We start from the raw sequence: 14,702 nt of genomic DNA, 5'->3' as shown, positions 1-14,702 counted from the left end.
CGGACGGACGCCGAGGAGTCGGGCGCCCGGTCAACGGGCGAACCAGCAGCGCACGGCGGTGCCGTCCGGGCCGGTGTGCACGCGCACCAGGTCCGCGAGGAGGTTGACCATGAGGAGCCCACGGCCGCCGGGCTGGTCACGCGGGACCGGTCTGCGGCCGGCCAGCGGATCGCTGAGGTGGCCCTTGTCGCGGACCTCGCACACCACGTACCCGTCCTCGGCCCACACCCCTAGCTCACCCGAACCGCCCCCGTGCACCACGCTGTTGGTGACCAGTTCGGCGATGGCCAGCGCCAGGTCCTCGACCCGCGGGGACGCGAGGCCCAGGCGTACCGCCTCGTCGACGGCGAGATGGCGGGCCTCGGAGAGGGAGTCCGGGTCGAAGCGGAAGGACAGGGAGGGCGGGACGGCCGGTACGGGCGGCAGCGGTTCGTTGTAGCGGGCCACGACGTCCCCGGGGGCGTAGGCCCGGCTGTCCTCCTGCCGTCCGGAGCCGCCGCGCACGAGGGTGGGGTGGGTGGCGTAGGCGTCCGCGACGATCCGCGGGTCGAGATGCTGGATGTCGTACGGGCACAGGATGGTCGCGCTCCGGCCCCGGAAGGCCGCGTTGATCAGTGCCTCGTGCTGGACGCAGGCGGGGTATTCGGAGGGGGTACGGCCGGCCCAGATCGGTTCGCCGATGATGCTCACGCGGGTGCCGCTCGGCTGGGCGTCCGCGAAGGCGCGCAGCACCGCGGGGATGATCCGGCCGGGGTTGCGCCCGGCCTTTCGCATGTCCAGGAACCGCACGGTGGCGCCGTCCTCGCCCAGCGCGTCCCGGATCAGCCGGAGGCGCTCCCCGGGCACGGCCACGGCGACGGGTTCGCCGGCCGCGAGGGCGTCCCGGACGAAGGGGACGGTGCCCGCGAGGTACTCGTCCTCGTCGCCGTAGAGAAGCGCGGGGTGCACGAAGGGGGCGAGGCCTGCCTCGTCGGCGGGGGTCACTGCCGACCACTCCCGACGTGCATGCTCACCACCGCCTCCCCTGCCCCACCGGCTCCCTTGACGTCAGGCGCGTACCCCGAAAGGCCGGCTGTCACTCCTGCCGGGATCCGCGGGCTGGTCGGTGTGCGATCAGTACGGCAGGATCCGCCCCGACGGCGTCCTGCGGTCGATGGTCGTGTCGCGGGGCGTGGCGGGCCTGCGGTTGACACGGACGCGGGTCTGACGGTTCATGACGCCCTCCTCGGACCGGCTGGCTTACGTGAACCAGCCTGGTCCGCGCGCCACTTCGCCACATCGTGCCCACGGAGACACCTGCCATGCCTCCGAAGCACGACCCGGGGCAGAATCCGCTACTCCCGCGGGATGAGGACGACCCTTAGAGACCCATTGGCCCCGCTATGTGCGGGCTGGTTTGAACCAGTCGGGATCGGCCCAGCGCTCGCGGCCGGCCAGGTCCGGTCGGTAGCCGGGGTCCCGTTCCCGGCGCAGCCGGACGCTCCAGTGGAGTACCGCCTCGGGAGGTACGGGGCGTGCGCGCCGGCCCACGAGGATCCACGCCCGGCCGTTGTGGTGGACGGGGGCGTCGGCGAAGGCCTCGGTCACCGCGGTCGCGGCACCGTAGGCACCCGGCCGGAAGTCCAGGTCGTCGCAGACACCGTCCGTGATCCACTTGAGGGTGATCGTGGAGAGCAGGGGTGCGTCCGGGGCGTGGTCGAAGGTGCCGCCGACGTCGGAGTGCACCCCGGCGAACCACACCTCCTCCGCCGTGCTGGTGTCCGTGTCGGGGCCGGGGCTGCGCGGCCTGACGAGGAACTCCCGGTAGGGGCGTCGCAACTCGTCGAGGGAGACGGCGTGCCGGATGCGGGCGGCGTTGGGCAGGGAGTGGGTGTACGGCCAGCGCAGATTGCCGAGGCGGAGCAGGCCGGCCGCCTTCACGGTGTCCCAGACGCCCAGGTAGGCCACCGGCAGGGCGTGGTGCGAGACCTGCCGGGGATCGTTGCGCTTGACCTGCTCCCACAGCGGCTCGCCGTCGGTGCGCAGACAGAAGGCGTGCGAGAAACGGGCGACCTCCTGCTCGCTCTTGTTGATGTCCTGGTTGAAGGCGTACTTCGCCACCGCGTACGGCACCAGGTTCTCCGCGCCGGGCCGCATCAGCCCCGGCTTGTTGAGCATCCCGACCAGCGCACGGGCCGTGTAGGCGCCACGGCTGAACCCGAAGACGTACACCGCGTCCCCCGGCTGCCAGTGCTGCATCAGGTACGTGTACGCCTCGGTGAGGTTGGTCTTCAGTCCCGTTCCGAAGGCGAGGCCGCCGAGCCTGGAGAGCCTGCGGCCCAGCGGTCCGCGGGCGGTGGCCGACGACATGGTGCCGACCCCGGGGTCGTAGTAGAGCAGCTGTCTCGACGGGTCGCCGGGCTCCAGCATCTCGTAGAACCTGACCACGTTCGTGGGGTTGCGGGCGCCGACCTGGTTGCCCGAGCCGTCCAGGCAGACGACGATCCTGCGCGGCATGACCACGGCCCGCCTAACCGGCCCGGCGGGTGCTGCCGCGCGTGGCGCGGGAACGCGGCCGGGCGGCCGCGGTGCGCGCCCCGGGCGCGATCTGCTGCTGGAACGCCTCGAGGGCCATCGGGCTGTCCGCCGGGAGCACGGCCATGACACGGCGCCGCTGCGCCTTGGCCACGACGTCCCCGGCGGGTGTGCCGTGCCGGGCGTGGACGATGCGCAGCCGTCCGTCGCCGGAGCCGCGGGGAGCTACGGGGGCGACGCCGGCGTGGGTGCCGTCGGGCAGGGTCACCCACAGGTTGAAGTCGTCGTACCGGATGTAGTCGGCGCCCTTGATCGGCCACGGGTAGTGGTGCTCCCCGGCCGCCTTGGGCAGGACCCCCTGGTGGTTCCCGCGGGTCAGCGGCACGCAGGCGTTGAACAGCGAGTCGGTCCAGGCCGCGACGCCCTCGGCGTCCGTGATCGGGGTTTCCAGCAGCTTGCGGGCGCGCTTGTAGCCGAGGGCCTCCAGCGCGGGAAGGGTCTCGGGGAACGCGGCGACGAGGTCGGCGGCCTCCTGCCGCAGCCGGTCGACCTTCGCGGGGTCGGCGCAGAACTGCATGCTCCACTCGATGCCAACCCGGGCCCGGAACATCCGCCAGCCGGCGTCCGTCTTCACCCAGAGACTGCCGCCGTGGTGCATCTCGTACGGCCCCGGCCCGTACGGCCGCTCGGTCTTCCCCAGCTCCTGGAGGATCTTGTTCACGGCCGTCTTCGCGGCGCGGAACTCCGCGGACTCGGTGCGTTCCTGGTGCTTGACGAGCTGTATCTCCCAGGGGTGGTCCTCCCGTTCGGTCTTGCCGAAGGTGAGGGAGGGAGCGGACGTCGTCGCCGTCACGGATCGGTCGTTGGCCATGGCGGCCTCCTTCTGTCGACCTGTCGGCACTCCTGTTCCCATCGTCCTCCCAGGTCACATTTCTCGCTCTGCGTAACAGCTGGACCTGCCGGCTCCCGGCGTCCGCGGCGCACACTGGAGCCATGCGCCTCCGCACACCCCCGGGCGCCGTCCGGTGGCAGCGCGCCGCACGGTCGCTCGCCCACCGCCCGGCCCCCGCCCGTCCTTCGCGCCGGGCCCAGTTGCTCGCCCTGGTCGCCGTTCTGGACGAGGCGGTGGCCGCCCAGACACCGGCCGACGCGGCGGTGGCCGCCTGCGGCGAACCGGGTGCCGTCTCCCGCCGGACGGCACGTATGTGCAGCCGCCAGAGCGGCACCCTGCACCGCCTGCGCACCCGACTGCAGGACCTCGAACTCACCGAGCCGGACCTGCAGCAGGCGCAGGCCCGGGCGGCACGGCTCCTCGCCTACGACCTCTGGATGCTGCGCGAATCCCTCGACCTGGCCTTCACGCTCCGTCCCGACCCCCGTACGGAGGCAGCCCGGCTGCGCCTCAACGGCCTGGGCCGCCACGCCGACGACCTGCGCCGTCTGCGCGACGGGCTGCGCGGGGAGGCGGGCCGATAACTGCCTATCCCAGGACGGACGAGGTGGCCGAGGGGGGATCGGTCGGCCGGGGCGAGGTCGCCTCGCCGGAGTCGGCCTGGAGCACGAGTACGACCGCTATGACCGCCATGGTCACAGCCGTCAACGTGACCAGCCACCACATCCTGATCGGTTTCGCATGCCCGGCCATGGCGCCCTCCTTGGGCGCGAGCGTACGCGCAATGGCACCACCGGGGCCCCCGCTTCACAGCACACCGTGACCAATATGCGGACGCGGTCCTGTGGGACTTCGGGGGCGGAGACGACGAAACCGTTTCGTGCCGCTTTCATTCCCACGGCTGCTTCCGGTACGACCACGCCGAGCAGGAGCAGCAGCGGAAGGGTCCAGCCGCCGCTCGCACTGTGGAGGAGACCGATCGTCAGCGGCCCGGCGCCCGCGAGGAGGTATCCGCTGGTCTGGGCCATGCCCGACAGCTGTGCGGCTGTCTGCGGGTCCGGGGAGCGCAGGGTGAGCAGGGTGATGGCCAGGGGGAAGGCGCTGCCGGTGGCGAGGCCGAGCAGGATCACCCACAGCCATGGGGTTTCCGGGACGAGGAGGATGCCGGTGAGCGCGCTGATTTTCACCATGGCGATGGTGATGACCAGGGGTTTTTGGTCTTCGAGGCGCACGGCGAGGACGGGGATGAGGTAGCCCATGGGGATACCGATGAGCAGCATCACCGACATCATCGTTCCGGCCTGCGCCGGGTGCACGCCGGTGTTCCGCAGGATTTCGGGCAGCCAGGACACCAGGACGTAGAACGTCAGTGACACCAGGCCGAGGAAGACGGCGACGGCCCAGGCGAGCGGGGAGCGGCTGACGGTGGGTCCGTGGGTGCGCTGGGGGCGTTTACGGCGTTTCCCGTCTCCGGGGCGTGCGAGGGGCCCCCACAGGATGGTTCCGGCGGCTGAGGGGATGGCCCATACCGCGAGGGCGATGCGCCATCCTGCGGTGCGGTCGAGGGGGACGGCGAGGCCGGCGGCGACGGCGCCGGAGGCGGCCATCAGGGTCATGGCGAGGCCGGTGAGGGAACCCACGCGGTGGGCGAAGTGCTGTTTGACGACTGCGGGGAGCAGGACGTTCCCGATGGCGATTCCGGCTCCGGCCAGCACGGTTCCGGCGAACAGGGCCGGTGCGGAGGGGATCGTGCGCAGGAGGATCCCGGTGGTGATGAGGGCGAGGGCGAGGGTGATGGCGCCTTCGGTGCCGATGCGGCGGCTGAGGGGTGGTGCGAGGGCGGCGAAGATGCCGAGGCACAGGACAGGGAGCGTGGTCAGCAGGCTCGTGGTGAAGGTGCCCAGGTGGAAGGTGTGTTGGAGGTCGGTGAGCAGGGGCGCGATGCAGGTGATTGCGGCGCGCAGGTTGACGGTCAGGAGTATGAGTCCGGCCAGTGCCCAGATGCGGGCGGCGCGGAGTGTGGGCGACGTGCGCATGAAGTTTTTCCCCGTTGACATGGCAGCGGCTCCCCCTTGAGCAGGTAGGGGGAGCCGCTGGTGTTGCGGGCCGCCAGGGGTGTCCCCGCGGCGCGGGTGGGTCAGGCGTTGATGAGGGCCTGCTTGGCCTTCGTCTTGGTGTGGAAGGGGCAGGCGTTGAGGGCCGCCGCGTTCGCGGTTGCATCCGTGTCGCCGAGAAGGGTGAGGATTTCCTGGCTGAGCAGGTCGGGCTTGCCCTTGAGGGCGTCGGCCAGCTGTTGGTCCTTGGAGAACACCATTTCGGCGGCGATGTTGTCCATCACGATGCGGGCGAGGTTGTCGAGTGCGACGTGGACCGCGTTGGGGATGGAAGGCGCCTCGCAGACGAGGTCGATCAGGTGGCTGTCGGCCGTGCCCTGGTCCATCAGATGCTTGATGATGATGGAGTTCTGGTTCAGCTCGGACGTCGTCCACATCGACAGGACGACGACGTACAGCTCGTGCCAGGCGTCCGCGCCGACCTTGTCCTTCCAGCGCCCGAACAGGTCCTTGACGGCTTCGATCTGGACTTTCGCGGCCCAGTACATGTTCGTTTTGATGTCGTCGGCGATCTTCCCGGTGAACTTCTGGAAGCCGGGCATGTCGAAGGTACGGCGCCGGGTGATCTCGTTGATGTAGGTCAGGCCGGCGTCGAGGATGTGGGCGCAGGACGTTTTCAGGCCGGAGGGGAGGTCGGCGTCCTCCAGCGTGCGCCGTGCGGTGTCGAGGTCGGTGCCGAATGCCTGCAGCGGGGTGATCCAGTCCGTGTTCGAGGGTCCGGCGTAGGCGACCAGTTGGAGGTCGCGGGCGTCCATGTCGGTCTGTCCCGCCGGGACTTTGGGGTCCAGGGACGGTGCGATGACGGAGAAGATGCCGAGCGGGACGTGGGCGATGGATTTCGCCAGCTGGAAGATCTGCGAGATCGGCTCTTCGATGAACTGCCGGCCCTGGTGGACCAGGGTGTATTTACCGCCCTGCATGCCGTTTTCCACGACGATGACCGGACCGAGTTGCTGGAGGACGTTGGCCCGCAGCTTGTCGTAGTTGGTGCGCATGTCGGTGTCGACCTGGAGGATGTTGTTCCTCGCGGTCGTGGTGTCGGCGGCTGCGTCGCCGTTTCCGGCAGCAGTGGCGTGTGCCTGTGATGTGGTGCCGGTCAGGAGAGTGGCCGCTGCGGCGGTGCCCGCTGCGCCGATGAAGTTCCTACGGGTGGTCACGTGCTGTTTCCCCCAGCTGCGATTCTTATTTTGTCGCGCCCGACGAAAAAAGACGCTACTGCCCCAACTGGCTGGAAAATAGGAGTTGATGACACAGGAATCACACATAGGTGCTATATGAATGCATAAACCGGACGGAATGGTTTCGGATGTCGAAACAAAAAAGGCGCCCGAGCCGAAGCCCGGACGCCCTGTGCGCAAATACAGGAAGGTATTACGACAGATCGGAGACCGAGGAAACCACCACTCCGTAGAGTTCCGTGATCGTCGCCAGGGCGCTGTCGTGGATCTGCTGCGCGGTGAGGACGGCGCCGCCGCCCCGGACATGTGTGGACAGGCTGCGGGTGCCGCAGGCGTTCGCGACGACAGTCGGGTGCAGTCCGCTCAGGAAGGCGCCCTGGGCAGTGAACAGGATGCACATGTTGCTCATGAACCCGGCCAGGATGACGTTCTTGCGGCCGGTCTTCTCGATCTGCTGGGCCAGGTCGGTGTTGTGGAAGGCGTTGGGGGCGGACTTGATGACGCGACCCTCCCCGTCCACGGGGGCGAGGTCAGCGATGATCCTTCCGCCCTCGGAGTCCACGTCGTACCCCTGGTCCTGGACATGGATGACGGGGGTGCCGGCCTCGCGGGCGGCGGTGAGGAGCTTCTTGCCCTCGGCGATGGCCTCGGCGTGACCGTCCAGCTCCATGACGCCACCGGTGTACGTGTTCTGGAAGTCGACCAGGACCACTACGGAGTCGGCCAGGGAGGCGGGGGTCTCGTCGAAGCCGTTCAGTTCGCGCAGGGTCGTCGTAGCCACGGGAAACCACCTTCGTATGTCGGGCCGGATGTCATCCCATGAGGCGTGATCGCCCCGCGTCACAGCCGGGCCGCCCCATGTCGTTAACGACGCTAACACACTTCGTAATCGTTGCTGTCATCAGGCCGAGACTCCCCTGCGTTCATGGCACAAATCCCCAGGTCAGGCATGTAAGCGGAACTAGCAGCCACTGTTAACATGTCCCCATGACGACGGCCCGAGAGCGCATCCTGGAAGCGACCACGCAGCTCCTCGCCGAGAGTGACGCGCCGGCCATCTCCACACGTGCCATCTGCGAGCGCGCCAAGGTGGGCGGCCCGGAGATCTACCGCCAGTTCGGGGACAAGCAGGGACTGCTCGCGGCGGTGGCCGATGTCGGCTTCGAACGCTTCCTGGCCAACAAGAGACGGAACCCTCTCACGGCCGACCCCGTCGCGGACCTGCGTACGGCATGGGACAGTCACGTCGCGTTCGCCCTGGCCAACCCGCACCTGTACCGGCTGATGTTCACCCCCGACGGCGAACCCAAGCCGCAGGCGGTCAAGGAGGCCCAGGGCCTCCTCCTCGAAGCCCTCAGGCGCTGTGGCGACGCCGGCAGACTGCGTCTGGCACCCGAACTGGCCGGACAGTCGATCCTGGCCGCCAACGTCGGTGTGTGCCTGATGATGCTGTCCTACCCCGAACTCTTCGGGAGTCTGGACATCTCGCAGGCGGTGCGCGACGCCGTGATCGGAAAGGTCACCGGCGACGAACAGGAAGACACCCGGATCAGCGCCGCGACCGTTCTGGCCCGCGCACTGGCCGGAACGCTCACCGGTACCGCGCCCGTGGACAGCACCACCATCGAGCAGGTGGCCCGCGCCCTCGACACCTGAAGGCGGCAACAAGCAACGCACGCAGTGTCACTTCAGTGAAACATGAGGCTTCTACTCTGATTGAACCGGTCGGTTCAATCAGGCTCGGTTCCGCGGACCTCAGGAGGCGCTGTGCCGGACGTCAGCTCCGCAAGTTTCATCCCGCGCAAAGTAACCGGCCCACAGGAGGCGGCAGAGGTGCTCGCCGCCGAGGGCGCGGCCATGGTGACCGGGCTGGCGGACGAGGAGAAGGCGGTCGCGATGGGCCGCGCGATCATGGGGGACCGGGCCGTGCGTTGCGGCACTCAGTTCGAGGCGACGAAGGAGAGCGCCCGGGTAGAGGCGATGAAGATGAAGGCGCAGCCCGCCGACAGGCGCGGCCGCAAACGCGACGCCGGCGGCTCGACCGAGGCGCGGATGGTCGCCCACAATGACGGCTTCGCTTTCGGTGACTACGCCCCCGACCATCTCTTCCTGTGGTGCGAGCGGCCCGCGGCCAGCGGCGGCGACTCCTTCCTGATCGACACCTCCCGGCTGCTGGACCTGCTGGCCGCCGATCCCGGCAGCGCCGCGCTCGCCGATTTCTGCCGCACCGTCGACATCGACCACTCCGAGCCCAACTACCCGCAGGGCGGCTTTTCGCCGATCGTCCGGCAGACCCCGTCGGGCCGCTTCCAGGGCCGTCATCATCCCTATCTCGCGCCGGTCGAGGGCCCGTTGGAGTCGGAGCACTGGACGTATGTGCGCGCCTGGCAGGACGCGGTCGTCGCGGCCCGTGACAGCGGGCCGATGTTCCGGGTGGGCCCGGGTGAGATGATCTGCATCGACAACTACCGGGTGCTGCACGGCAGGGACGGGTACAGCGACCCGCTGCGCAGGGTCTGTTCGATCTGGGGCTGGAGCCAGGACGCGGTCGCGGTTCCGGACGGTCCGCTGGACATTGTCGTCCCCCGGATCCCGATGGCATCCTGAAAATCTCGTCATTCCAGGGACACGTGACGGGGAATCACGGTGTATCAGGTTCCAGGAGCGGCGGCGGCCGTCGCCGCCCGTCGTGCGATCGACTCGGCGGCGGACGCGATCACCCGATCGGTCCCGGCCCGGTCGCCCGAGGTGATCAGGTCCAGTTGCAGGCCGCGCCACAACGCGACCAGTTCCCGGGCCAGATCGTCCGCGGCGGCCTTCGGCACGCCGCCGGTGGCCAGTGATGCCGCAAGGTGTTCGCGCCACTCGCTGCCCACCGACCCCAGGAAGCTGTCGAACCGGCCGCGTCGATGCGCGGCCAGGCCCAGTACCTCGAAGAACGTCCGGTGGAACGGCAGGTTCTCGGCCGCCGCCACTGCGTCCCAGGCCGCGGTGATCCGCTCGCGCAGCGGGCGCAGCTGGTCGTCCATGATGACGAACGCCTCGCTGAGAATCGGGAAGCGCCCGCTCGCCTCGGTCAGCGCGGCCGTGATCAGCTCCTCCTTGGAGCCGAAGTAGTACAGCAGCATGCGGTTGTTCGTGCCGATCGCGCTGCCGAGCTTGCGCAGGGTCAAGTCCGCGACGCCGTGCTCCAGGACGTAGTCCGCGGTCAGCCTCAACAGGCGACCACGTTCGGACAGGGCCGGGGTATCGGGCATGGCCGGCACAATACCCGCAGCTCATGGGTGTCACCGAGCGGCTCGGGACTCGCCGGTGTCGCTCCGCCGACCTCCGCCTCACCGCTTCACCAGCGCTCACTTCGGCGCCCCGGGCCAAACCCGGGCATGGAATCCGTAAGTAACCAACACGGAATGGCAGGGCAATCTCCGTGCGTCAGTCTCGGCTTGGTCGTCCGGCGGCGGAAAGTCGGCACTGAGCACGGAGGGATGCGCGATGAGCTTCGTCAGCGCGTGCAGCACGGACCTCCGGTGCCGTGCCCATCAGTCGGCCTGGACGCGTGGACGCGTGGCGCACGGTTCACATCCGGAGTCCGAGGGCCCTCACAACTGACCTCGTAACCGATGACCGCGGCCGGTGCCCTGCCCTGTCTGCGGTTCCACGGTGCCTCTGCGCCGGGATCGGCTTCACGCCGCACTCTTCCGCCGCGCGCTGGTCCCCTGCCGTCGTACTGGCGTGCGCGCTTCACAGGAGACGGAGCCGGATACGGAGACGGAGCGAAAGCCGGAGACGCCACCGAATTCACCGTACGGATCGCGAGCACCGGCACCGGCTATCGCGTCCCCGCCGACCGCACCATCGCCGAGGTCCTCACCGCCCACGGCGTCGAGGTCGAGCTCTCCTGCGAGCAGGGAATCTGCGGCGCCTGCCTCACCCCCGTCCTGGCCGGTGAGCCCGACCACCGCGACGAGGTCCAGACCCCCAACGAGCGCGCGGCGGGCGGCCGGATCACCATCTGCTGCTCCCGCGCCCGTAGCCCCGAACTCCTCCTCGGCCTCTGACCCGGGGTCTTTGATCCCAGGTCAGCCGCCCGAACGGAGACCGGCCCGGCACTGTCCGGGCCTCGCCCCACCCACATTCCTCATATCCGCAAGCAGCCGGTGCCGACCCGGCCAGTGAAAGGAAAGCGCGCCATGACCAGCAGCACGAACAGTGACGACAGAGCGTTCGCCGCCACCGACCGCCGTCTCTTCCTCAGGCGGGGACTGCAACTGGGCGGTGCCGTGCTGCTCGGCGGCCCGCTGCTCGCCGCGTGCGGCGGTTCGGACTCGTCGTCCTCCGCCTCTCCCACGTCCTCCGGCTCCAAGAGTTTCGGTGAGCTGACGCTTCGGCTGTCCTGGATCAAGAACGTCGAGTTCGCGGGCAGCTACATCGCGGACAGCAAGGGCTACTACACGGACGAGGGCTTCTCGAAGGTCACGCTGATCGGCGGCGGCCCGTCCGCGACGCCGATGGAGACGGACGTCGTCACCAAGAAGGCGCTGGTGGCGATCAGCGCCCCCGACATCACGGGCTCTGCCGTCGCCAAGGGCGCGCCACTGAAGATCATCGGTGCGCAGTACCAGAAGAACCCGTTCTGCATCATGTCGATGGCCAAGGCCCCGATCGCCAAGCCGCAGGACATGTACGGCAAGAAGATCGGTGTCCAGGCGGGCAACGAGTCCGTGTGGGCCGCGTACATCAAGGCGACCGGGCTGGACGAGTCGAAGATCACGAAGGTGCCGGTGCAGTTCGACCCGCTGCCGCTGACCCAGGGCACCGTGGACGGCTGGTTCTCCTTCGTGACGAACGAGCCGAACACGCTGCGTCTGAAGGGCTTCAAGGTCGCGACGATGCTGCTCGCCGACACCGGCTACCCGCTGGTCTCGGAGACGTACTGCGTCCGCCAGGACACCATCGACAAGCAGCGCGACCTGCTCAAGGCGTTCCTGCGCGCGGAGATCAAGGGCTGGAAGGCGAACATCGCCGACCCGGCGCTCGGCGCGAAGCTCGCGGCCGAGACGTACGGCAAGGGGCTCGGGCTGACGACCAAGGAGCAGACCCTCGAGTCCAAGGACGAGAGCGAGCTGATGGTGAGCGCCGACACCAAGAAGCACGGCCTGTTCACGATCACGCCGGAGCTGGTCGAGGAGAACCTCAAGACGCTGAAGTACGGCGGCCTCGACCTCAGCGCCGCCAAGCTCTTCGACCTCTCGATCATCGAAGAGGTCTACAAGGAGGACCCCAGCCTCATCTGAGGCTCCGACGGTACCGGTGCGGCCTCGTCGGCCCGCCGGTACCGGCTTCCCCTACCCGCACCGCACACAGAGGTCATCTGATGAGTACCGCAGCCGCCGTTCCCGAAGCATCCGACGACTCCGGAGGGCCGGCCGACACCGGCACCGGGCTGTCCCTGCGCGGGCTGAGCAAGGAGTTCAAGCTTGGCCGACAGCGCGTACCCGCACTGGCCGGCGTCGACCTGGACACGGCCGAGGGCCAGTTCCTCGCGCTGCTGGGACCGTCGGGCTGCGGCAAGTCGACAGTTCTGCGGATACTCGCCGGGCTCGACAGCCCCACCTCCGGTACGGCCCTCGTCCACGGCGAGAACCCGGAGGCGGCCCGCAAACGGCACCACCTGGGCATAGCCTTCCAGGACGCCGCGCTGCTGCCGTGGCGCTCGGTCGCCGCCAACATCCGGCTCCCGCTGGAGATCAGCGGCATCAAGGCCGACCCGGCGGCGATCTCCGACCTCATCAAGCTGGTCGGCCTCGAAGGCTTCGAGAAGGCCCGCCCCGCCCAGCTCTCCGGCGGCATGCGGCAACGCGTCGCCATCGCCCGCTCGTTGGTCGTCGACCCCGAGGTGCTGTTGCTGGACGAACCCTTCGGCGCGCTGGACGACATGACCCGCCAGCGGCTCAACCTCGAACTCCAGCGCATCTGGCAGGCCCGCGCGGTGACCACGCTGCTCGTCACGCACTCCATCAACGAGGCCGTGCTGCTGAGCGACACCGTCGCGGTCATGTCGCCCCGTCCGGGCCGGATCGTGGAGAAGGTCACCATCGACCTGCCCCGTCCCCGCACACCGGAGATGATGCGCTCGCCCGAATTCCACGCGTATGCCGACCAGTTGTCGGAACTCCTGTTCGGCCGCGCCGACACGCCCGCCGACAGCGCCGCCGACGCTCCCGGTCCCGCGGTGGAGGCGTCATGAGGGCGCGGCGTTCCGCCTGGACCGGCGGGGCCGTCGGCATCGCGGCTCTGATCGGGGCGTGGTCGCTGCTGTCCACCACGGTCGTCGGCACCGGGGACGGCGTGCCCACCCCCTGGGCGGTCGTGGCGAGCGTGTTCGACGACGGCTGGACCTTCTACGGCCCGCATGTCGAGCAGACCCTCGGCGAGGCCCTGACCGGCTATCTGGTCGGCAACGGGCTGGCGCTGGGTCTGGCGGTTCTGGTGCTGCTGGTGCCCGTGCTGGAGCGGGTGATCACGCAGATCGCGGTGGCCTCGTACTGCCTGCCCATCGTGGCGATCGGCCCGATCCTGTCCCTCGTCCTCGACGGGGACAAGCCGATGTCGGCGATGGCCGGGCTGTCGGTCTTCTTCACCACCCTCATCGGCGCGCTGCTCGGGCTGCGCTCGGCCGATCCGGCCGCGCTCGACCTGGTACGCGCCTACGGCGGCGGCCGCTGGCAGCAGATGCTGCGGGTCCGCGTGATCGCCGCGCTGCCCAGCACGCTGGCCGCACTCAAGATCGCCGGTCCGGCGGCGCTGCTCGGCGCGATCATCGGCGAGTACCTCGGCCGCGTCGACAGCGGCCTCGGTATCGCCATGACCATCGCCCAGCAGCAGCTCGACGTGCCCCGCACCTGGGGCATCGCCCTGGTCTCGGGCGCGGTGGCAGGCGTCGCGTACGGGGTGGTCGGGCTCGTCGCCCGCTACGCCCTGCCGTGGTCGCGCACGACGACAGTGGAAGGCGGAGGCGCATGAGCACCGCGACAGAGACGGGGACCAGGACGGACGCGGCCCCCGTGGTGCGCTTCGTGGCGGGCGTGCTGCGCCCGCTGCTGAACGTGATCGTGACGATGGCGGCCGTCGTCGTCCTGTGGATCGTCTTCCTTCGGATCTACGACCTGGACCCGCTGGTGGCCAAGTCACCGGTCGACATCTTCCACTACCTGTTCACCGGCCCGGACGCGGGCGCCCACCGTTCCCTGGTCTCCTCCGGTCTGGGCCGCACGCTGCTCGACGCCGGGTCCGGCTTCGTGGCCGGGCTGGCGGCGGCGGTCGGGGTGGCGCTCGTCTTCGTGCTGTCCCGGAGCGTCGAGCAGGCGTTGCTGCCGATGGCGGTCGTCCTGCGGTCGGTGCCCCTGGTGGCGATGACCCCGCTCATCACGCTCGTCTTCGGCCGCGGTCTGCTGGCCACCACCGTCATCAGCGGCCTGGTCGTCTTCTTCCCCGCCCTGGTCACCATGACCTTCGGCCTGCGCTCCGCGTCCCGCCAGGCGGCCGACCTGTGCCGCGCGTACGGCGCCGGTGACTGGACCGTCGCCCGCAAGGTCATGCTGCCCAGCGCGGTCCCCGCGTTCTTCGCCAGCGCCCGTGTCGGCGTCCCCGGAGCCCTGATCGGCGCGTTGCTCGCCGAATGGCTCTCCACCGGGCAGGGCCTCGGCTACGCCATGCTCAAGGACTCCTCCACCTTCGACTACGACCACCTCTGGGCCTCGGTCGCGGTCCTCACCGCGGTGTCCGCACTGGCGTACAACATCATCGCGGCCATCGAGACCGTCACCCTCGCCCGCTTCGCGCCCAACATCCGTCCGGGCACCTGATCCCGTCCGACCTGCAGCCTCCACAGCAGCCGCAGCCCCTCCGCCCCGCTGGTGGCCCGGTCCGCGGCCTCACTCAGACCCGTGTAGTACCGCTCGATCTGCAGCACCATCGCCTCGGAGAGGATCTCCTGCACGCTGC

At 69.4% G+C, this 14,702-nt stretch carries 15 protein-coding genes; 8 read left to right on the top strand and 7 right to left on the bottom strand.

What is annotated here, in order from left to right; all coding sequences use genetic code 11:
- Nucleotides 1–30: 30 nt before the first annotated feature.
- From ACIBW9_RS03330 to ACIBW9_RS03320, 3 genes are all read right to left on the bottom strand, one after another.
- Entirely contained in the window at nt 31–984 is a 954-nt protein-coding gene (locus ACIBW9_RS03330) for an anti-sigma factor RsbA family regulatory protein (RefSeq protein WP_398950709.1), read from the bottom strand.
- Between the two features lie 396 nt (nt 985–1,380).
- Nucleotides 1,381–2,496: a DUF2235 domain-containing protein gene (locus ACIBW9_RS03325; protein WP_398950707.1), complete on the bottom strand. Its 1,116-nt coding sequence runs from the start codon at nt 2,494–2,496 to the stop codon at nt 1,381–1,383.
- Nucleotides 2,497–2,509: 13 nt separating this feature from the next.
- Entirely contained in the window at nt 2,510–3,385 is an 876-nt protein-coding gene (locus tag ACIBW9_RS03320) for a DUF6424 family protein (protein ID WP_398950705.1), read from the bottom strand.
- Between the two features lie 122 nt (nt 3,386–3,507).
- Here ACIBW9_RS03320 and ACIBW9_RS03315 point away from each other — a divergent pair, with 122 nt between their 5' ends.
- On the top strand, nt 3,508–3,990 hold the full coding sequence (locus ACIBW9_RS03315; RefSeq protein WP_398950703.1) for a hypothetical protein: 483 nt from the start codon (nt 3,508–3,510) through the stop codon (nt 3,988–3,990).
- A 120-nt stretch (nt 3,991–4,110) separates the two neighbouring features.
- Here the strand turns inward: ACIBW9_RS03315 and ACIBW9_RS03310 are convergent, their stop codons facing one another.
- From ACIBW9_RS03310 to ACIBW9_RS03300, 3 genes are all read right to left on the bottom strand, one after another.
- A complete protein-coding gene (locus tag ACIBW9_RS03310; RefSeq protein WP_398950701.1) occupies nt 4,111–5,442 on the bottom strand; it encodes a CynX/NimT family MFS transporter in 1,332 nt (443 codons plus the stop codon).
- Between the two features lie 101 nt (nt 5,443–5,543).
- Entirely contained in the window at nt 5,544–6,677 is a 1,134-nt protein-coding gene (locus tag ACIBW9_RS03305) for a twin-arginine translocation signal domain-containing protein (protein WP_398950699.1), read from the bottom strand.
- 214 nt (nt 6,678–6,891) lie between these two features.
- Nucleotides 6,892–7,479 carry an isochorismatase family protein gene (locus ACIBW9_RS03300; protein ID WP_398950698.1) on the bottom strand — a complete coding sequence of 196 codons (588 nt, stop codon included), beginning with the start codon at nt 7,477–7,479 and terminating at the stop codon, nt 6,892–6,894.
- A gap of 206 nt (nt 7,480–7,685) precedes the next feature.
- Here ACIBW9_RS03300 and ACIBW9_RS03295 point away from each other — a divergent pair, with 206 nt between their 5' ends.
- A complete protein-coding gene (locus ACIBW9_RS03295; protein ID WP_398950696.1) occupies nt 7,686–8,354 on the top strand; it encodes a TetR/AcrR family transcriptional regulator in 669 nt (222 codons plus the stop codon).
- A gap of 111 nt (nt 8,355–8,465) precedes the next feature.
- Nucleotides 8,466–9,305, top strand: coding sequence for a TauD/TfdA family dioxygenase (locus tag ACIBW9_RS03290; RefSeq protein WP_398950693.1), 840 nt, complete (start codon nt 8,466–8,468; stop codon nt 9,303–9,305).
- 44 nt (nt 9,306–9,349) lie between these two features.
- On the opposite strand, the gene ACIBW9_RS03285 is transcribed toward ACIBW9_RS03290, so the two are convergent.
- A complete protein-coding gene (locus tag ACIBW9_RS03285; protein WP_398950691.1) occupies nt 9,350–9,955 on the bottom strand; it encodes a TetR family transcriptional regulator in 606 nt (201 codons plus the stop codon).
- A gap of 363 nt (nt 9,956–10,318) precedes the next feature.
- Here ACIBW9_RS03285 and ACIBW9_RS03280 point away from each other — a divergent pair, with 363 nt between their 5' ends.
- The 5 genes from ACIBW9_RS03280 (at nt 10,319) to ACIBW9_RS03260 (ending at nt 14,563) form a co-directional block, all read left to right on the top strand.
- Nucleotides 10,319–10,756, top strand: coding sequence for a 2Fe-2S iron-sulfur cluster-binding protein (locus tag ACIBW9_RS03280; protein ID WP_398950689.1), 438 nt, complete (start codon nt 10,319–10,321; stop codon nt 10,754–10,756).
- A gap of 132 nt (nt 10,757–10,888) precedes the next feature.
- Entirely contained in the window at nt 10,889–11,992 is a 1,104-nt protein-coding gene (locus ACIBW9_RS03275) for an ABC transporter substrate-binding protein (RefSeq protein ID WP_398950687.1), read from the top strand.
- A gap of 80 nt (nt 11,993–12,072) precedes the next feature.
- Nucleotides 12,073–12,945, top strand: a complete 873-nt coding sequence (locus ACIBW9_RS03270; protein ID WP_398950685.1) for an ABC transporter ATP-binding protein — start codon at nt 12,073–12,075, stop codon at nt 12,943–12,945.
- Nucleotides 12,942–13,721, top strand: coding sequence for an ABC transporter permease (locus tag ACIBW9_RS03265; RefSeq protein ID WP_398950684.1), 780 nt, complete (start codon nt 12,942–12,944; stop codon nt 13,719–13,721). The genes ACIBW9_RS03270 and ACIBW9_RS03265 overlap by 4 nt, the downstream gene beginning before the upstream one ends.
- Nucleotides 13,718–14,563, top strand: coding sequence for an ABC transporter permease (locus tag ACIBW9_RS03260; RefSeq protein ID WP_398950682.1), 846 nt, complete (start codon nt 13,718–13,720; stop codon nt 14,561–14,563). The genes ACIBW9_RS03265 and ACIBW9_RS03260 overlap by 4 nt, the downstream gene beginning before the upstream one ends.
- The last annotated feature ends 139 nt before the right edge of the window (nt 14,564–14,702 follow it).

Source organism: Streptomyces sp. NPDC049541 (assembly GCF_044465725.1).
Lineage (GTDB): Bacteria > Actinomycetota > Actinomycetes > Streptomycetales > Streptomycetaceae > Streptomyces.
Note: the sequence above shows the minus strand (reverse complement) of the source record. Positions and strands in the feature narration are given on the sequence as shown.